The sequence below is a fragment of the Bradyrhizobium sp. BEA-2-5 genome, assembly GCF_032918025.1.
In the GTDB taxonomy this organism is placed as follows: domain Bacteria; phylum Pseudomonadota; class Alphaproteobacteria; order Rhizobiales; family Xanthobacteraceae; genus Bradyrhizobium; species Bradyrhizobium pachyrhizi.
In genome coordinates this window covers 8,227,191-8,245,293 of record NZ_CP136629.1, presented here as the reverse complement: position 1 = coordinate 8,245,293, position 18,103 = coordinate 8,227,191, and the positions used below count along the sequence as shown (strand labels likewise).

18 protein-coding genes and 1 pseudogene are annotated in these 18,103 nt (G+C 65.6%); 7 read left to right on the top strand and 12 right to left on the bottom strand.

The genetic code is table 11. The features are described 5' to 3' along the window. Positions 1 to 78: 78 nt before the first annotated feature. Positions 79 to 504, top strand: a complete 426-nt coding sequence (locus RX327_RS38465; RefSeq protein ID WP_050387757.1) for an HIT domain-containing protein — start codon at positions 79 to 81, stop codon at positions 502 to 504. On the opposite strand, the gene RX327_RS38460 is transcribed toward RX327_RS38465, so the two are convergent. The 4 genes from RX327_RS38460 to RX327_RS38445 all read right to left on the bottom strand — a co-directional run bounded on the left by RX327_RS38460 (position 501) and on the right by RX327_RS38445 (position 5,413). After that, complete coding sequence (locus RX327_RS38460) at positions 501 to 1,199, bottom strand: ABC transporter ATP-binding protein (protein ID WP_317248995.1); 699 nt, start codon at positions 1,197 to 1,199, stop codon at positions 501 to 503. The genes RX327_RS38465 and RX327_RS38460 overlap by 4 nt on opposite strands. Further along, positions 1,196 to 3,052, bottom strand: a complete 1,857-nt coding sequence (locus RX327_RS38455; protein WP_317248994.1) for a branched-chain amino acid ABC transporter ATP-binding protein/permease — start codon at positions 3,050 to 3,052, stop codon at positions 1,196 to 1,198. The genes RX327_RS38460 and RX327_RS38455 overlap by 4 nt, the downstream gene beginning before the upstream one ends. Positions 3,053 to 3,066: 14 nt before the next feature. Further along, positions 3,067 to 3,942 (bottom strand): branched-chain amino acid ABC transporter permease, encoded by an 876-nt coding sequence (locus tag RX327_RS38450; protein WP_016843310.1) that lies wholly within the window; start codon positions 3,940 to 3,942, stop codon positions 3,067 to 3,069. A 115-nt stretch (positions 3,943 to 4,057) separates the two neighbouring features. Next, on the bottom strand, positions 4,058 to 5,413 hold the full coding sequence (locus tag RX327_RS38445; RefSeq protein WP_050387755.1) for a substrate-binding protein: 1,356 nt from the start codon (positions 5,411 to 5,413) through the stop codon (positions 4,058 to 4,060). 292 nt (positions 5,414 to 5,705) lie between these two features. Between RX327_RS38445 and RX327_RS38440 the strand changes: the two genes are divergently transcribed. Together RX327_RS38440 and RX327_RS38435 are read left to right on the top strand one after the other, a co-directional pair. Next, positions 5,706 to 6,167 carry a hypothetical protein gene (locus tag RX327_RS38440; protein ID WP_244482651.1) on the top strand — a complete coding sequence of 154 codons (462 nt, stop codon included), beginning with the start codon at positions 5,706 to 5,708 and terminating at the stop codon, positions 6,165 to 6,167. A 146-nt stretch (positions 6,168 to 6,313) separates the two neighbouring features. Then, positions 6,314 to 6,784 carry a MarR family winged helix-turn-helix transcriptional regulator gene (locus RX327_RS38435; RefSeq protein ID WP_050387754.1) on the top strand — a complete coding sequence of 157 codons (471 nt, stop codon included), beginning with the start codon at positions 6,314 to 6,316 and terminating at the stop codon, positions 6,782 to 6,784. Positions 6,785 to 6,818: 34 nt separating this feature from the next. Here RX327_RS38435 and prfA read toward each other — a convergent pair whose 3' ends face one another. The 3 genes from prfA to RX327_RS38420 form a co-directional block, all read right to left on the bottom strand. Then, positions 6,819 to 7,898, bottom strand: coding sequence for a peptide chain release factor 1 (gene prfA / locus RX327_RS38430; RefSeq protein WP_317248993.1), 1,080 nt, complete (start codon positions 7,896 to 7,898; stop codon positions 6,819 to 6,821). Positions 7,899 to 7,955: 57 nt separating this feature from the next. After that, on the bottom strand, positions 7,956 to 10,223 hold the full coding sequence (gene ptsP, locus RX327_RS38425) for a phosphoenolpyruvate--protein phosphotransferase (RefSeq protein ID WP_317248992.1): 2,268 nt from the start codon (positions 10,221 to 10,223) through the stop codon (positions 7,956 to 7,958). 419 nt (positions 10,224 to 10,642) lie between these two features. Next, positions 10,643 to 11,899: an aspartate kinase gene (locus RX327_RS38420; protein ID WP_239620155.1), complete on the bottom strand. Its 1,257-nt coding sequence runs from the start codon at positions 11,897 to 11,899 to the stop codon at positions 10,643 to 10,645. A gap of 210 nt (positions 11,900 to 12,109) precedes the next feature. On the opposite strand from RX327_RS38420, the gene RX327_RS38415 reads away from it, so the two are divergent. From RX327_RS38415 to RX327_RS38400, 4 genes and pseudogenes are all read left to right on the top strand, one after another. Continuing rightward, entirely contained in the window at positions 12,110 to 12,577 is a 468-nt protein-coding gene (locus tag RX327_RS38415; RefSeq protein WP_317248991.1) for a PH domain-containing protein, read from the top strand. Between the two features lie 14 nt (positions 12,578 to 12,591). Then, a pseudogene (ubiG, locus tag RX327_RS38410) lies at positions 12,592 to 13,367 on the top strand (bifunctional 2-polyprenyl-6-hydroxyphenol methylase/3-demethylubiquinol 3-O-methyltransferase UbiG). A 347-nt stretch (positions 13,368 to 13,714) separates the two neighbouring features. Further along, on the top strand, positions 13,715 to 13,954 hold the full coding sequence (locus RX327_RS38405; RefSeq protein ID WP_244482655.1) for a GIY-YIG nuclease family protein: 240 nt from the start codon (positions 13,715 to 13,717) through the stop codon (positions 13,952 to 13,954). A 170-nt stretch (positions 13,955 to 14,124) separates the two neighbouring features. Continuing rightward, entirely contained in the window at positions 14,125 to 15,024 is a 900-nt protein-coding gene (locus tag RX327_RS38400) for a DMT family transporter (RefSeq protein ID WP_317248990.1), read from the top strand. Here RX327_RS38400 and RX327_RS38395 read toward each other — a convergent pair whose 3' ends face one another. From RX327_RS38395 to RX327_RS38375, 5 genes are all read right to left on the bottom strand, one after another. After that, entirely contained in the window at positions 15,025 to 15,465 is a 441-nt protein-coding gene (locus tag RX327_RS38395; RefSeq protein ID WP_050387750.1) for an EamA family transporter, read from the bottom strand. A 113-nt stretch (positions 15,466 to 15,578) separates the two neighbouring features. Then, on the bottom strand, positions 15,579 to 16,049 hold the full coding sequence (locus RX327_RS38390) for a DUF1178 family protein (RefSeq protein WP_317248989.1): 471 nt from the start codon (positions 16,047 to 16,049) through the stop codon (positions 15,579 to 15,581). Then, positions 16,046 to 16,921, bottom strand: coding sequence for a carbon-nitrogen hydrolase family protein (locus tag RX327_RS38385; RefSeq protein ID WP_317248988.1), 876 nt, complete (start codon positions 16,919 to 16,921; stop codon positions 16,046 to 16,048). The genes RX327_RS38390 and RX327_RS38385 overlap by 4 nt, the downstream gene beginning before the upstream one ends. Beyond that, complete coding sequence (gene grxC / locus RX327_RS38380) at positions 16,921 to 17,193, bottom strand: glutaredoxin 3 (RefSeq protein ID WP_317248987.1); 273 nt, start codon at positions 17,191 to 17,193, stop codon at positions 16,921 to 16,923. The genes RX327_RS38385 and grxC overlap by 1 nt, the downstream gene beginning before the upstream one ends. Before the next feature lie 29 nt (positions 17,194 to 17,222). Next, entirely contained in the window at positions 17,223 to 18,032 is an 810-nt protein-coding gene (locus RX327_RS38375) for a ComF family protein (RefSeq protein ID WP_317248986.1), read from the bottom strand. Positions 18,033 to 18,103 lie beyond the last annotated feature (71 nt).

Here is an 18,103-nt window from a genome sequence, read left to right as displayed (position 1 = left end):
GGCGTCGATATCACTTGCGCCCCGTGCGGCCGGCGCGCACGGTCGAAATCTCAACCCATCGATCCGGAACGCGCGACCATGACGGGCTATGACGACCAGAACATCTTCGCCAAGATCCTGCGCGGCGAGGTCCCGAGCTTCAAGGTCTACGAGACCGACCGGACCTTTGCCTTTCTCGACATCATGCCGCGATCGCCGGGACATACCCTGGTGATTCCGAAGGCGCCCGCGCGCGGCATCCTCGACATCGCGGACGACGACCTCGCCGCGGTGGCGCGATCGGCCAAGCGCATCGCCATCGCCGCGATGAAGGCGTTTGCCGCCGACGGCATCATCATCCAGCAGTTCAGCGAGCCCGCCAGCGGCCAGGTGGTGTTTCACCTGCATATGCATGTGATGCCGGTGAAGGCCGGCGTCGCGCTGCTGCCCGCGCAGACCCGCAAGGAGGAGATGGACGTGCTCATCGATCACGCCAAACGCATGATTGCGGCGCTCGCATGCTAGACGCCGAGATAGCGCTGCAGGACCTCGGGCTGCGCCTTGATCTCCTGCGCCGGCCCTTCATGGACGATGTGCCCGTTGTTGATGATGTAGATGCGCTGCGCCAGCGCCAGCGTCGCGGCGAGATTCTGCTCCACCAGCACGATGGTCTGCCCGGCCTCGGCCAGATCGCGGCACGCCTTCATCAGATCGCGCACGATCAGCGGCGCCAATCCCTCGAACGGCTCGTCGAGCAGGATGATGCGGGCGTCGCGGATCAGCGCGCGGGCGATCGAGAGCATCTGCTGCTCGCCGCCGGACAGGTCGGTGCCGCGGTTGCCGCGCCTCTCGCGCAGCCGCGGGAACATCTCGTAGATGCGTTCGAGCGGCCAGCGCTGCGAGGCGGTCAGGCCTGCGATCACGAGGTTCTCCTCGACGCTCAGGCTGCCGAAGATGCGGCGCTCCTCATGGACCAGCTGCATGCCGGCCTGCGCGATCTTGTGGCTCTTCCGGCCGGAGATCTCGACGCCGTCGAACATCACCGAGCCGCGGCGCGGGGTGACGACGCCCATCAGGCTCTTCAGCGTCGTGGTCTTGCCGGCGCCGTTGCGACCGAGCAGCGCCACGACCTCGTTGCGCTCGACGCGCAAGGAGACGTCGAACAGGATATGGGAATCCCCGTAATAGCTGTTCAGTCCATTGACCTCGAGCAGGCTCATGCGGCGAGCACTCCATGCACGCCGCCAAGATAGGCTTCCTGGACGGTCGAGTTGTTCTTGATCTCTTCCGGCGTTCCCTCGACCAGCACGCGGCCTTCCTGCAGCACGGTGACGCGCTCGGCGAGTTCGAACAGCGCATCCATGTCGTGATCGATGATGATCATGGTGCGCCCCTGGCTGATCGACTTCAGCAGCTTGACGGTCTCGACGCGTTCGCGCGGGCTCATGCCGGCCAGCGGCTCGTCGAGCAGCAACAGGCTCGGCGACGTCGCCAGCGCCAGCCCGATCTCCAGCCGTCGCTTCTCGCCATAGGCGAGCTCGGACACGGGCGTATCGGGCCTCGATGTGAGATTGACCAGCTCCAGCGTTTGCTGCACGCGCTCCGACAGGCCGGGGATGCTGTCGATGCTGCGGAACAGGTCGAGCTTGAACTTGCCGCGCAGCGCCGACAGCGCCGCGATCACCAGATTCTCGCGCACCGTCAGCCCGGCGAATAGCTGGTTGACCTGGTAGCTCTTGGTCAGGCCGAGCTGACAGACGTCGGTGACGTTCATGCCGGTGATGTCGCGGCCCTCGAACAGGATGGTGCCCGAGGTCGGGTGCACCTCGCAGGTCAGCATCTTGAAGAAGGTCGACTTGCCCGCGCCGTTCGGGCCGATGATGCCGCGCAGCTCGCCGTGATTGACGGTGAAGTCGATGTCGCTGTTGGCGAGCAGGCCGCCATAGCGCTTGGTCAGGCCCCTGGCCTGGAGGATCGGTCCGGAGGCGCTGCCCTCACGGCGGCGCGGCGCCGGCGTCTTGGCGGCGGGCGCTGCCGCGTGCCGGTCGCTTGCCACGGCGACGACCTCGGGCGCGCTCTCCTCCGGCTCCTTGGCGCCGCGCTGTCCGGTCAGGAGGCGGTAGAGATCGGCGAGGCCGCCGATGATGCCGCGGCGCAGGAAGCACACCAGCAGCACGAACACGATGCCGAGCACGAGCTTCCAGGCCGCGCCGAGCCCAAGCGCCGCCTGCAGGAAGTCCTGCAGTGACAGCCAAACCGCGGCGCCGACCAGCGGCCCGAACAGTGTGCCGCGGCCGCCGATCGCGGTCTGCATCACGAGCTGCCCCGACGTATCGAAGGTGAATGCGTCGGGCGGCATGAAGGCCTGCAGCACGCCGAGCAGCCCGCCGGCAAAGCCGGCATAGGCGGCGGCGATCACGAAGGCGGTCAGCTTGTAGCCGTGGATGTTGTGGCCGACCGCGGTCGCGCGCAGCGGATTGTCGCGGATCGCGCTGAACACGGCGCCGACCGGCGAGCGCACGATGCGCAGCGCGATCACGACGCCGATGAAGTAGCACAGCGCCAGGAACTGGTAGAGCGACCAGCCGGTGGTGAAGTGCAGCGTGGTGAAGCCGAGATTGAAGCTCGGGGTCGGCACGCCCGGCAGCCCGTTCTCGCCGCCGGTGAAGTCCGACAGCGGATTGAACTCGACGAAGAAGAACACCTCGGCGATCGCCACCGTGATCATCGCGAAATAGATGCCGGTGCGGCGCAGTGCGATCAGGCCGATCAGATAGCCGGTGGCGGCGGCCGCGATCATGCCGATGACGAGCGCGAGCACGACGTAGGGGAAGCCGGCGCGCGTCAACAGATAGGCGGTGACGAAGCCGCCGACGCCGTAGAACGCGGCCTGGCCGAACGACAGCAGGCCGGCGAGGCCAAACAGGATGTCGAAGCCGAGCCCGATCAGTCCCCAGACCAGGATCCGGTTCACGGTGTTGGGCGCGAAGCCGAGCCACGGCAGCACGAAGGGCGCGACGATCAGGCCGGCGGCCGTCAGGAATTCGATCAGGTATGGGCGCTGTTTAAGCATCTAAATATCCGTCGTCATTCGCGGCCCTGCGTGCCGAGCAGGCCATGCGGTCTGAGCACCAGCACGAGCGTCATCGCCGCGAACAGCATGACGTAGGCGTAACCGGGGTTGAACATCGAGGTGATGCTGATGATCTCGCCGGCGATCAGCCCGCCGAGGATGGCGCCGGGAAACGAGCCGACGCCGCCGATCACCACCACCACGAAGGTCTCGACCAGAATGTCGTCGCCGACACCCGGCGTCAGCGACACCACCGGCGCATTGATGATGCCGGCGAAGCCCGCGGCCATCGCGCCGATGCCGAACACGATCATGAAGACGCGGTAGACGTTGATGCCGAGCGAATCGACCATCACCGAATCCTCGATGCCGGCGCGCACGATCATGCCGAGCCGGGTGCGGTACAGGATCAGGAACAGCGCGCCGAGCGCGACCGCGACGATGCCGACGACCGCAAGCCGGTAGGTCGGATAGAACAGGAAGCCGAGCGAGGTGATGCCCTGCAGCAGCGCCGGCGGCGGCACCACCTGCGACTGGCTGGTGAAGATCAGCCGCACGATCTCGACGAAGCAGATGCCGAGGCCGAACGTGACCAGCAGCTGGTCCTCATGCGGGCGATGATAGAAATGGCGGATGATGATCCGCTCCATCGCGACGCCAAGCGCCATCACGAACAGCGAGCCCGCGATCACGGCGAGGATGAACGAGCCGGTGTAGGAATAGGTCACGTATCCGGCGTAGCCGCCGATCATGAACATGGCGCCGTGGGCGAGGTTGAGCACCCCGAGCGTGCCGTAGATGATCGTCAATCCGGAGCTGATCAGCGCCAGCAGCGCGCCGAGCGCCAGTCCGTTGAAAAGTTGCGAGACGAAATTTGGCCAGTTGATCATGGCGCGCGTTCACTCAGCCGTTTTATCTGGCCCGGTCGATGGAGGATGCGTTCCGAGAAAAGCGGCGCCGCGGGTCGGGTCGCCCCGCCCACGGCGCCGAGTCTTCCCACGTTAATCAGGTGTAGTCGCCGAGATGGCAGCCGAACGCATCCGGCTTCTGCATCAAGCCGTCGCCGGGGACGATCTCGATCACCTCGTAATAGTCCTCCTTGTTCTTCATCTCCTTTTCCATCTTGCCGCGGACGATGACGACGGGGCGGACGCACTGGTGATCCTCGGGGCGATAGTGGACGTCGCCGACCAGCGAGGGCAGCGTCTCGCCCTTCTCGTAGGCCTTGATGACGTCGGGCGGATAGAAGCTGCCGGCTTCCTCGACCATGCGCGCCCAGTGCGCGAAGCTGACATAGGCGTTCTCGGCGCCCCATTCCGGCTTGTATCCGTACTTCTTCTCGAAGGCCTCGTTGAACATCTTGGCCAGCGGATACTTGTCCTCGATGGTCCACCAATAGTCGGTCGCGGCGTAGACGCCCTGCATCAGGCCGCCGGTCTCGCGGGCGATGAACGGCACCTGGTAGGGCACCACGAGCTTCATCTTGTCGAGCACGCCGAACTGCTTGGCCTGCTGCGTCGACAGCACGGCGTCATGACCCCAGTTGACGTTGATCAGAACGTCGGCGCCGGAGTTCGCGACGTTGAGCAGATAGGACGAATAGTCCGGCGCGCCGAGCGGCGAGACCTGGTTGGTGACGGTGGTCCAGCCCGCCTCGGCGAGACGGTCCTGCATCGACTTGGTGACGGTGTGGCCGTAGGTGTAGTCGGGCGTGAGGTAGGCGGCCTTCTTGTTCTTGCCGAACTGCTTGATCAGCACCGGCGCGATCGCCGCCGCGGCGGTCTGGCCGAAGAAGTTCTGGCGGAAGCCGTAGCGCACGCAATCCTTGCCGGTGGTGTCGTTGGAGCCGGAAATGCCGCAGACGAAGATCACCTTCTCGCGCTGCGCCAGCTTGTTCAGCGCCACCGCGACCGCGCTCGACGTGCCGCCGGTGATCATCACCGCCTTGTTCTCGGAGATGAAGCGCTGCTGCGCCTGCACGGCCTCGTTCGGCTTCGCCGCGGAATCGGCGACGCCGAATTTCAGCTCCTTGCCGAGCACGCCCTTGCTGGTCTTCGGCGAGATCTTCTTGATCAGTTCGTGGCCGCTGTTGATGTGCTCGATCGCGAGCTGATAGCCCTTGAGCTCATCCTCGCCCTGCACCGCATAGGTGCCGGTGCGCGGGACCGAGATGCCGATGAACGCCGAAGAGCCCGACGTGCCCGCGGGATAGGTTCCGATCGCCGGGTGGTCCTCGGCGAATGCCCGCGATGCGATCGAGGCCGGCAGCACGCTGCCGCCGATCAGGCCCGCGCCGGCTTGCAGCAAAGTGCGGCGCGAAACGTTCGGGGCGCTGCCCGGCCGAAAATCCCTGGTGCTCATCGCTCAGTATCCTCCAATTATATTGATTGTTGGCGCGCATGCTCACTCGTCGCCTGATCGGATCGATCGGCGGCACGATGCGCCGGCTGCGATGGAGCAGCCTGTCACGGCTACAATTCCTCACCGGCATATTTAGTCAATGTCACCTTTCGTCGAATCATATCGGCCTACGATAGAAATAATATCGTTCTACGATGTATCGAGGGTTTACCGACCGGGTGCGGGTCCTGTAAGTGAGGGAGCGATGATCCAGGAGCCTTCAAGTCGCACCGGAAATCCCGGAGAGCACGCCGTGTCAGAGCACGGTCACGCCGTGACCGAGCACGGTGGCGCCGAGCAATCGGGCAGCCTGAGCATTCGCGCGATCAACGTCCTGAAGGAACTGGCGGTCGAGTTGCTCGACGAAGTGCCGCCGAAGGTGGGTTGGACGCCGCCGGACGATCTGTTGCGCCTGCTCACCGCGCGGCATCTCGCGACGGCGCGAAATTGCGGACGGCAAACCATGCGCGAGATCATCGCTTGGGCCGAGACGCGCGGAATAACGATCCCGTCTCCGCATCACACCGGCAAGTCGTTGTCGGAGGTCTGGGGCGATCTGGTCGAGCGTGCCTCGGCCGGGCATCTCACCAAGAGTGAGATCACCGAGGCGCTGGAGAAATCCATTCGCCGCAGGAGCCCGCGGATTCCGGTCGCGTTCCAGATCGTGCTGCTGAAGATATTGAGCTCGACCTACGATCACTGGCCGCAGCCCTGAGCTTGCCCGGCCCATGCCGTTCGATCGTCAAACCGTTGAAAACATGAGTGGAAGGGCGGCCGGTAGTATGGTGCGTCCGACGCGGGCTTGATAGCGTTGCACGGCGTCTGCCGTCCGGCGGAGCGAGCCAGCAGCAGGACGATCGAATGCCGCAACCAAAGCAACGACGAGCGCCCGCCGGAGCAACCAAGCGCAAGGCGGTGGCCGCGCCGGTGGACTACCGGGCGCTGGCGCAGTTTCGCTACGAGTTGCGGAGGTTTCTCGCATTCAGCGAGGAGGGAGCCCGGAAGGCCGGAATGACGCCGCGGCAGCACCAGGCGCTGCTCGGCATCAAGGGGTTCGTCGACCCCGGTCCGCCGACCGTCGGCGACATCGCGCGGTTCCTGCTGATCCGGCATCACTCCGCCGTCGAACTGATGAACCGCATGGCAAAGCTCGGGCTGGTCAGCCGCCTTGCCGATCCCGATGACGCGAGGCGGGTTCAGCTCAAGCTGACGGCGAAGGGCGAGCAGAAGCTCCAGGCGGTCTCGAAGAAGAACATCGAGGAGCTGCGCCGCGTCGCGAGCCCGGCGTTGCGCCGCTTGCTGAAGTCCTCGCCGTCTTCCGGAGAGGACTGAGCGTAGCATCCGCCGGCGCAAGCGGCGGCGCGCGTCAGGCCGCCGCGCCTTGCGCAGCGAGCTGTGCGGCCTGGTGCTCCGTCGTCAGTGCGTCGATCAATTCGCCCAGGGCTTCACCCGCGATCACCTGCGGCAGCTTGTAGAGCGTGAGGTTGATGCGGTGGTCGGTGACGCGGCCTTGCGGAAAATTATAGGTGCGGATGCGCTCGGAGCGGTCCCCGGAGCCGACCTTCTCCTTGCGCTCGGCGGAGCGTGCGGCGTCGACGCGTTGCCGCTCGGCGTCGTAGATGCGCGAGCGCAGGATGTTCATGGCGGAGGCGCGGTTCTTGTGCTGCGAGCGGCTGTCCTGCATCATCACCACGATGCCGGTCGGGATGTGGGTGATGCGGATCGCCGATTCGGTCTTGTTGACGTGCTGGCCGCCCGCTCCTTGCGCGCGCATGGTCTCGATTCGCAGGTCATCGTTCTTGATGTCGACGTCGACGTCCTCGACCTCCGGCAGCACGGCCACCGTCGCGGCGGAGGTGTGGATGCGTCCCTGCGTCTCGGTGTCGGGCACGCGCTGGACGCGGTGCACGCCGGATTCGAACTTCAGCTTCGAGAACGCGCCGCGGCCCTGCACCTCCGCGATGATTTCCTTGTAGCCGCCGACGGTGCCTTCGCTGGCCGAGATCACCTCGACCTTCCAGCCCTGAAGGCTGGCGAAGCGCTCGTACATTCGGAACAGGTCGCCGGCGAACAGCGAGGCTTCGTCGCCGCCGGTGCCGGCGCGGATTTCCAGCACCACGTTGCGGTCGTCCATGGCATCCTTTGGCAACAGCGCGACGCGGATCTTCTGCTCGAGCTCGCCGATCCGCGCCTGCAGCGTTTCCAGCTCGGCTTCCGCCATGCTGCGCATCTCGGGATCGGTCCCCGCATCCGCCAGCATCGCCTCTGTATCGGTGAGCTCCGATCGGGCGGAGCGATAGAGCTTCACCGCGTCGATCAACGGATTGAGCTCGGCGAGCTCGCGCGTGATCGCAACATAGCGATCGGACTTGACCTCGCCGAGCAGCTCGGCCTCGAGCGAGGCGTGATGCGCGAGCAGGACGTCCAGTTTGGCTTCGGGTAGCATGGCGGTATCTCGAATTGCGGAAGGTACGGAAGGGCGGCAGCGGCGACGGCAGCGTCGCTACAAGGCCAGCCCCTCGGTTTCCGCAAACTTCGTCAGCGCCTCGCGGATCGAGACGCTGCCGGCCGGCGCGTCCAGCAGCGGGCCAAGCACCGCCTCGGCCTTCTTGGCGTCGAGATCGAGCACCATCGCCTTGACCGGGCCGAGCGCAGTCGCCGAGAGCGACAGCGAGCGGTAGCCCAGCGCGATCAGCGCCAGCGCGCCGATCGGCTTCGACGCCATCTCGCCGCACAGCGAGAGCGACTTCTTCGCCGCGTGCGCCTTGCTTGCGATGTCGCGCAGCGCGCGCAGGATCGGCGTCGACATGGTGTCGAAGCGCTCGGAGACCTTGGCATTGCCCCGATCGACCGCGAACAGGAACTGGAACAGATCGTTGGAGCCGACCGAGATGAAATCGACCTTCTTCAGGAGCTCGTCGAGCTGGTAGAGCAGGGCCGGCACCTCGACCATGGTGCCGATGTCGATTCTTTCAGGCAGCGTGTGGCCGTGCTGGCGCAAGTATGTGAGCTCGCGCTCGACCAGTGCCTTGGCCGCATCGAATTCGGCGACCTCCGAGATCATCGGGAACATGATGCGCAGCGCACGGCCGCCGCCGGCGCGCAAGAGCGCGCGGATCTGGCCGCGCAGCAGGCCGGGACGATCCAGCCCGAGCCGGATCGCGCGCCAGCCGAGCGCGGGATTTTCCTCGATCACGGCTTCCATATAGGGCAGCGCCTTGTCGCCGCCGATGTCGAGGGTGCGGAAGGTGACGGGCTTGCTGCCGGCCGCGTCCAGCACGGTGCGATAGAGCGCGAGCTGGTCGCTGGTGCGCGGCAGGCTCTGGCCGACCATGAATTGCAGCTCGGTGCGGAACAGGCCGATGCCGGCGCTGCCGGTGTCCTCGATATGCGGCAGGTCGATGGCCAGCCCTGCGTTGATCATCAGCTCGACCTTCTGGCCGTCCTTGGTGACGCAGGGCCGGTCGCGCAGCGCCGAATATTGCGCCTGCCGGCGCGCCCGGAACCGGACGCGCTCGGCATAGGCGGATTCGATCTCGGTCGAGGGGCGGACATAGATCTCGCCGGAAATGCCGTCGACGATGATGGCATCGCCGGGATCGGCGATGCCGGGCGCGTTCGGCACTTCCCCGACCGCGGGAATGCCGAGCGCGCGCGCCACGATCGAGACGTGCGAATTGGCGGTGCCTTCCTCCAGCACGATGCCGCGCAGGCGCTTGCGGTCGTAGTCGAGCAGCGCCGCAGGGCCCATCGCGCGGGCGATGACGATGGCATTGTCGGGCAATTGTTCGCGCGACGGTGCGTGATCCTGCCCGACCAGCTGCCGCATCAGGCGGTAGCCGAGGTCTTCCAGGTCGTGCAGGCGGTCGCGCAAGTATGGATCGGTCGAGCGCAGCATGCGCGCGCGGGTGTCGGATTGTACGCGTTCGACCGCGGCTTCCGCGGTGAGGCCGGTGGCGACCGCCTCGTGCAGCTTGTGCGACCAGCCCTGGTCGTTGGCGAACATGCGGTAGGCTTCCAGCACCTCGCGATGCTCGCCGCCGTCGGCGACGTCGCCGCGCTCCAGCATGCGGTCGAGGTCGGCGCGCAGCTTGGCGAGCGCGGTGTCCAGCCGCTTGATCTCCTTCGGCAGGTCCTCGGCGATGTAGTCCTTGATGACGACGCGGGGCTCGTGCAGCACGACATGGCCGAGCGCGATGCCCTCGGAGAGCACTGCGCCGGTCTTGTGCAGCGAGTGCCGCGCGGCGGGCTCGGCGCCGGGCTGGGCCAGCGCGGACAGCTCGCCCGAGGCGATCAGCTCGGCCAGCACCATCGCGGTGGTCTGGAGCGCCTCGAGCTCCTCCTCGACATAGTTGCGCTTGGCGCGGTTCTGCACCACCAGCACGCCGAGCGTGTTGCCGGCACGCAGGATCGGCACGCCGAGGAAGGAGTGGTAGATCTCTTCGCCGGTCTCGGGGCGGAACGAGAAGGCCGGGTGGCTCTGCGCATCGCTCAGATTGAGCGGCGTCGCCTCGCTGGCGACGAGGCCGACCAGGCCCTCATGGGCGCTGAGCACGGTATGGTGCACCGCCTCGCGGTTGAGGCCTTCGGTGGCGTAGAGCTCGAGCGTGTTGTCGATGCGCAGCACATAGACCGAGCACACCTCGGCCACCATGTTGGCGGCGATCAGCACCACGATCTTGTCCAGCCGCTCCTGGGCCGAGACCTGCTCCGCCATGGTTTCGCGGAGCCGTCTCAACAAGACGCGGGGACCTCCCGACGCGCTCCGCATGTGTTTCAGTCCCTCCCCACGAAGCCAGCGCACCGGTGCGGCCGGCCGCTGGCGCATAACTCGTCAAAAACAACAATTTTAATCATTCGGCGTCGCCGCTCGCCAGTTCCCGCCGATTCGGGATCACTAAACTGTGCCACAGTTTGCGACAGCCTACCTGACTCGCCGTATAGCGAATTGAGGCTTGTTTTGCCAAGCAAAACGCCTGCCAGTAGCAAATAACGTCTGCGTCAGCCCAATGCTGCGCCCGCTAAGAGAAATTCTAACTCCGGGGCGCGGCTGGGGAGCACCGCCAGTGCTCGGTCTCGTCGTTCCGGGGCGTCGCGAAGCGACGAACCCGGAACCTCGAGATTCCAGGTTCGATGCTGTCGCATCGCCCGGAATGACAGCGGAGCGAGCGCCGCCCCCGCCGGTCGCGCTTACGCCTGGTCGAGGCCGTACAGCGTATGCAGGGTGCGCACCGCCAGCTCGGTATAGGCGGCATCGATCAGAACCGAGAATTTGATCTCGGAGGTTGTAATGGCCCGGATGTTGATGTTCCGCCCGGCGAGGGCCGAGAACGCCTGGGCGGCCACGCCGGCATGGCTGCGCATGCCGCTGCCGATCACCGAGATCTTGGCGACGTCGGTGGCGGTATCGAGCCGCGCATAGCCGATCTTCGCCTTGGCGGCGGTAATCGTATCCTTGGCGCGGGTATAGTCGGCGGCCGGCACCGTGAAGGTGAGGTCGGTGGTCTTGCCGTCCTCGGAAACATTCTGCACGATCATGTCGACGTTGATGTTCGCATCCGCCAGCGGGCCGAAGATCGAGGCCGCGACGCCGGGCTTGTCCTCGATCTGGCGCACCGAGATCTGGGCCTCGTCCTTCGAAAAGGCGATGCCGGTGACGACGTGGCTTTCCATGATCTCCTCCTCGCTGCAGATCAGCGTGCCGGGCGGCTGGTTGGCATGCGGGTCGATATCCTCGGGCTTGTCGAAGCTTGAGCGGACGAAGATCGGCATGTTGTGGACCATGCCGAGTTCCACCGAGCGGACCTGGAGCACCTTGGCGCCCTGCGAGGCCAGTTCCAGCATGTCCTCGAACGCGATCTTGTCGAGCCTCTTGGCCTTCGGCACGATTCGCGGGTCGGTGGTGTAGACGCCGTCGACGTCGGTATAGATGTCGCAGCGGTCCGCCTTGACGGCGGCAGCGATCGCCACGGCCGAGGTGTCGGAGCCGCCGCGGCCGAGCGTGGTGATGCGGTTGGTCTCGGGGTTGATGCCCTGGAAGCCGGCGATGACCGCGACCTCCTTGCGCTCCTGGAAGCGCTTGATGATCTCGCTGCCGTCGATGTCCTCGATCCGGGCCGAGGCATGGGCGTCGCTGGTCTTGATCGGGATCTGCCAGCCCTGCCAGGAGCGGGCCTGAATGCCCATGCCCTGAAGCACGATGGCAAGAAGACCTGACGTCACCTGTTCGCCCGAGGCGACCACGGCGTCGTATTCGCGCGCGTCGTGCATCGGCGAGGCCTCGGTGCACCAGGCGACCAGCTCGTTGGTCTTGCCGGCCATCGCGGAGACGACCACGGCCACTTCATGGCCGGCATCGACTTCACGCTTCACATGGCGTGCGACGTTGCGGATACGTTCGATGTTGGCGACGGACGTGCCGCCGAATTTCATCACGAGGCGGCTCATGACGACGCGTGCATTCCTTCAAGAGGATAAGTAGGTTAACCCACGCCGAAAACCGCAAGCGCGGGGACCGAAACGCGCGTATACATAGCGCCGCGCCCGGGGGCAAGCCGGTAGGTAGGGGGCCCTCGAGTGTCTTTTGGGGGTGTTTTGGCCGGTTGCGGGCGGGTTGTGGCGCACGGGTAACACGAGGGCAACTCGAAGGCGGATTGGATGGGACGCTATATCGACGAGATCCTGCAACCGGGCGAGCGGGTGCTGTATTCGACCAATGCGCACTGGATCTTCTACTTTCCGGCCATCGTGGCCTGGATCGTGGCGCTGGCCCTGTTGATCCTGTCGCGGATGACCACGGTCGACGGCCTCGTGATGGCCTGCTTTGCCGCCGCCGCCGTGGTCGCGGTCGCGGCGCTGTACTGGACCGCCGCGGCCTGGTTCCATCGCTTCACCACCGAGACCGACGTCACCAATCTCAGGGTCGTGCACAAGACCGGTTTCATCAAGCGCCGAACCTTCGAGATGGCGCTGGACAAGGTCGAGAGCGTCGACGTCGACCAGTCCATTCTTGGACGTATTCTCAACTACGGCGACGTGACGATTCGCGGCGTCGGCGAGGGCATCGAGACGATCAGGACCATCGCCTCGCCGCTCGCCTTCCGTAGTTCGATCACCACGCGGTAGGACCGCGCGCAACCATGGCCACGCAATCAACTCTTTCCAGTTCCTCCGCCAGTTCCTCCGCCAATGCCTCCGCAAGCTCGGTCGATCCGGCCGAGATCGCGAAATTCTCGAAACTCTCCGCGGAGTGGTGGGACCCCAAGGGCAAGATGGCGCCGCTGCACCGGATCAACCCGCTGCGGCTCGGCTATATCCGCGACGCCGCCTGCCGCAAGTTCGAGCGCAACGCAGTCTGAATTGCCTCGGCCTGCGCGTGCTCGACATCGGCTGCGGCGCCGGCCTGCTGTGCGAGCCGTTGTCGCGGCTGGGCGCACAGGTCATCGGCATCGATCCTTCCCAGAGCAACATCGCCGCGGCGAAGCTGCACGCCGACAAGAGCCATCTTGCGATCGACTATCGCTGCACCACGGTGGAGGAGATCGACCCGCGCGAGCGCTTCGACATCGTGCTGGCGATGGAGGTGGTCGAGCACGTCACCGATGTCGGCGTCTTCCTGAAGCGCTGCGCCTCGATGCTGAAGCCGAACGGCCTGATGGTGGTCTCGACGCTGAACCGCAACTGGAAGAGCTTCGCGCTCGCCATCGTCGGCGCCGAATACGTGCTGCGCTGGCTGCCGCGCGGCACCCACGAATGGAGCAAGTTCGTCACCCCCGATGAGCTCGAGCGCTATCTCGGCGACGTCAACCTCACCATCACCGAGCAGACCGGCGTGGTCTACAGCCCCTTCGCCGACAAATGGACCCTCTCGTCCGATACGGACGTGAACTACATGGTGGTGGCGGAAGAGGTGTGAGTTAGATGCCACGGTCGCGGCCACACGATAGGCGTCGTCCCTGCGAAAGCAGGGACCCATAACCACCGGCTCCAACAGTTGGGCGAGGTCCGCGTTCCGATTTGTTGTAGGGTCAGCTGTCCGGCTATCGTGCCCCAAACAGCTCCCTGTGGTTATGGGCCCCTGCTTTCGCAGGGGCGACGCGGAGTTTGTGGCGCGACTGGTGGAGATGTGAGACGCTGTGTCCTCCCAAAGGTGTCGTCCCTGCGAAAGCAGGGACCCATAACCACCGGCCCAAATAATTGGGCGAGGTCAGCGTTCCGAGCATGTATTACGTCTACATCCTCGCAAGCTGACGCCATGGCACGCTGTATATCGGCGTGACGAATTCCGTACAGAAGCGGCTCGAGGAGCATAGAGCCGGGATAGGCTCGTCGTTCGTCAAGACATATGGTGTCTACCGCCTCGTCTACGTGGAAGCCTACGAGCGGGCTGAAGAAGCCATCGCTCGCGAAAAGCAACTCAAACGATGGAAGCGCGACTGGAAGATCGAGCTGATTGAACGCGAGAATCTCGAATGGCGAGACCTCAGCGACCTGCTTGTCTGACCGGCGTGCCACATACTGCTCCCCGTGGTTATGGGTCCCTGCGTTCGCAGGGACGACGGCGAGTTTGCGGAGACCACGCAGCCCTGTCATGCACCGCCTCGGTTGACCGCGTCGGCCACAATCGGCACGCTGCGCGCATATTCCCGCCCGGCACACCTCCCTTATCCTGCATGCTCACCATCGCCAGTCTCTGGATTCCCTTCACCATCGTTGCCGCGCTCGGGCAGGTCGCGCGCAATGCGATGCAGCGGTCGCTGACGAAGCCGCTGGGGACCTGGGGCGCGACCAATATCCGCTTCCTGTTCGGCTTTCCATTCTCGGTGCTGTTCCTCGCGCTGGCGGTGCTGCTGACCGGCGATCGCGTGCCGTGGCCGGCGGCCGCGTTCTGGCCGTGGCTGGTAACCGGCGCGCTCAGCCAGATCGTCGCCACCGGCCTGATGCTGCTCGCGATGAACGACCGCTCCTTCGTGGTGACGACGGCGTATCTGAAGACCGAGGCGATACAGACCGCGATCTTCGGCTTCATCTTCCTCGGCGATCACCTCACCTGGCTCAAGGTGCTCGCGATCGTGATCGCGACCGTCGGCGTCGTCATCACTGCGCTGCGGCCGGGCGGCGAGAAGAGCTTTGCCGAACTGCGCCCGACCGTGCTCGGCCTCGGCGCCGCCGCGGTGTTCGCGATCTCGGCGGTGAGCTTTCGCGGCGCGATCATCGCGGTGCCCTCAGTCTCATTTGTCACGGCGGCCTCCTACACGCTGATGTGGAGCCTCCTCGTGCAGACGCTGATCCTGTCGGTCTATCTGTTGCTGCGCGCACCCGACGTGCTGAGGTCGATCCTCAGGCTGTGGCGGCCGTCGATGCTCGCCGGCTTCACGGGCGCCTTCGCATCGCAATTCTGGTTCCTGGCGTTCGCGCTGACGGCGGCCGCCAATGTCCGCACACTTGCTTTGATCGAGGTGCTGTTCGCGCAGGCCGTGGCCTACTACTCGTTCAAGCAGCCGATCGCGCCGCGCGAGGTGTTCGGCATCGTCCTGATCGTGATCGGCGTCGCGCTGCTGATCGCCGCGTAATTACCCTTTCACCGCAATCAGCACCGCACCCGCCGAGATCAGCGCGATCCCGAGCCAGCCATAGGCCGAGGGGCGCTCGCCGAGGAAGACCGCGCCGAACAGCGCCACCAGTACCACGCTGAGCTTGTCGATCGGCGCGACCAGCGTCGCCGGTCCGAGCTTGAGCGCGCGGAAATAGCAGATCCACGACGCGCCGGTGCCGAGCCCGGACAACAGCAGGAACAGCCAGCTCTTCGCCGAGATCGGCCCGGACTGGGTGAACTGCCCGGTCGCGAACAGGATGGCCGACAGCGTGATCAAGACGACCACGGTGCGGATCAGGGTGGCGAGATCGGAGTTGATGCCCTCGACGCCGACCTTGGCGAAGATCGCGGTCAGCGCGGCGAAAACGGCGGAAAGAAACGCCCAGACCTGCCAGGAGGAGAATGAGTCGGGGGTCATGCTTCCTCGTGGCCGTCATTCCGGGGCGCGCGCAGCGCGAACCCGGAATCCGGAGATCGCGGCGCGAGATTCCGGGTCTGGTCCTTCGGACCATCCCGGAATGACGGAGTGAGTCAATTCCTATCTTCCGGAAGCGTCGGCAGCGGCGAGACCTCGATGCCTTCGTCGATCAGCGACTTCGCCTCTTCCGGCGAGGCCTCGCCATAGATCGGACGGTGCTCCTTGTCGCCGTAGTGCATGGCGCGAGCCTCGTTGGGAAAACGCTCGCCGACATTGTCGGCGTTCTTGACGATATGATCGCGCAGCTCCTTGAGCTTGGTGCGCAGCTCGCGCTCCTGCGCCATCAGCAGCGAGGTCAATTCATTGCCGGTCGCTTCGACGGGCGCGGCCGGCGCCGGCTGGGCCGGTTCGCGGCCCTTCTTGCTGACGATCTGCGGCGCCATGATCGCGCGCTCGATCTTGCTTGAGCCGCAGGACGGGCAATCGATCAGGTGACGTCGCTCCTGCAATTCATAGGCCGACGAGCTCTGGAACCAGCTCTCGAAGGCGTGGTCTCGGTCGCAGCGAAGGGCGTAGCGGATCATGCCGAGCCCCGCACGAGGTGCAAATGGTCCGGTCCGGCCTTGGGGTCGGAGACGCCGAAGCGGCGGCCATGCTGGAGCGAGGGAATGGCCCGGCGGGCGGTCTCGACCTTGGCCGGGTCGATCTTCGCCATGATGATGCCGGGCTCGACGTCGCCTTCGGCGAGGATCTCGCCCCAGGGATCGATGATCAGCGAATGGCCGTAAGTCTCGCGCTTGTTCTCGTGCAGGCCGGCCTGGGCCGCGGCGAAGACGAAGCAGCCGGTCTCGATCGCGCGTGCGCGCAGCAGCACGTGCCAATGCGCTTCGCCGGTCTTGCGGGTGAAGGCCGACGGCACCGTGATGAAATACGCGCCGCTCTCGGCGAGCGCGCGGTAGAGCGCCGGGAAGCGCACATCGTAGCAGATCGTCAAGCCCACGCGGCCCCAGGGCAGATCGGAGATCACGGCGGTCTCGCCCGGCTGGTAATTGGCGGATTCGCGATAGCTCTCGCCGTCCGGCAGCTCGATGTCGAACATGTGGATCTTGTCGTAGCTCGCGAGCACATCGCCCTCGGGCCCGATCAGGAAAGAGCGGTTGACCGCCTTCTCCGGCGAGAAGCGCAGCGCCAGCGAGCCGACATGGAGATGAATCTTCAATTCCGCCGCGAGCGCGCGGTAGGCCTTCAGCGAAGCGTCGTCCTCCTCGCTCTGCAGATGCTCGAACAATGCCTTGCGGTTCAGCTGCATCATGTTGCTGACTTCGGGCGTCTGCACGTAGTCGGCGCCGTTGGCCGCAGCCTGCCGGATCAGCTTCGTTGCCTGTTCGAGGCTCGGCTCGGGCATCAGGCCGGTGCGCATCTGCACCATGGCCGCGGTGAAAATGTTCTCCGTCATCAGGCGCCGCCTCCGTTGCTGAGCATGCCGTCGAGCTTGCCGTCGCGGTCGAGCGCATAGAGCTCGTCGCAGCCGCCGACATGGGTCTTGCCGATGAAGATCTGCGGGAAGGTCGAGCCCGCGCCGGCGCGGCCATACATCTCGTCGCGATAGGCCGGGTTGCTGGCGACGCTCAATTCGGTGAACGCGGCGTTCTTGCGCGTCAAAAGCGATTTGGCCGCGGTGCAATAACCGCAGCCCGGGCGGGTATAGATTTCAATGGCAGCGGTCATGGTGCGCTCGGTTGAACCAGAATGTCAGATTATATGGGAGCGCGGTGGGTATCGACAACCCGGGCAAACACCAGCACGTCGACCTGCGCGGCTTTGGCGCGGAGCAGCGCCCGCGCGCAGGCGTCCACTGTCGCGCCCGAGGTCAGGACGTCGTCGATCAGGATCACACGGCGGCCCTGGACGTCAGCCTTGCGTTCATCGGCGACCCCGAATGCGCCCTGCACATTGCTGGCGCGGTCCTTGCGTGACAGCCCGATCTGCTGCTCGGTGGCGCGGATGCGCCGCAGCGCTTCGGCAGCCATTTTGACGCCGCTCTGGAGCGCGATCACCTTGGCGAGCGCCCCGGACTGGTTGTAGCGGCGGCGCCAGGCCCGCCGCCAGTGCAGGGGCACCGGCACCAGCATATCGGCCTCGCGTAGCAATTCCTTCCCCGCCCGTGCCATCCAGCGGCCCATGGCGGGCGCCAGATCGGTGCGGTCCTGGTATTTCAGCGCATGCACCAGCGTGCGCGCGACGTCGTCGTAACGCACCGCCGCCCGCGCGCGCTGGTAGGCCGGCGGGCTCGCGATCGCCTCCATCGACAGCATGTCGGGGCCGGGGTCATAAACGAAGGGAATGCCCAGCCGCGGGCAGTAGGGCCGTTCGATGAACGACAATCTGGCCCAGCAGGCCGCGCACACCCCCTCGCCATCGACCGGCTCGCGGCACGAAACGCATAGCGTCGGCAGCGCGATATCGAGCGTCAGCCGCGCCGTGCGCAGCCACGCGCCCCCGATCGCGCCAAGTGCGCGCTGGACGTGACCGGTAATGGAGCGTGTCGGTGATGCCTCGGCGTCCATGGCGGGCGAGGCTAGCGTTTGAGCAGCGCGGGCTCAAGGCGCATTGCCTGCGGCGGCGGTCCGGCGTAACC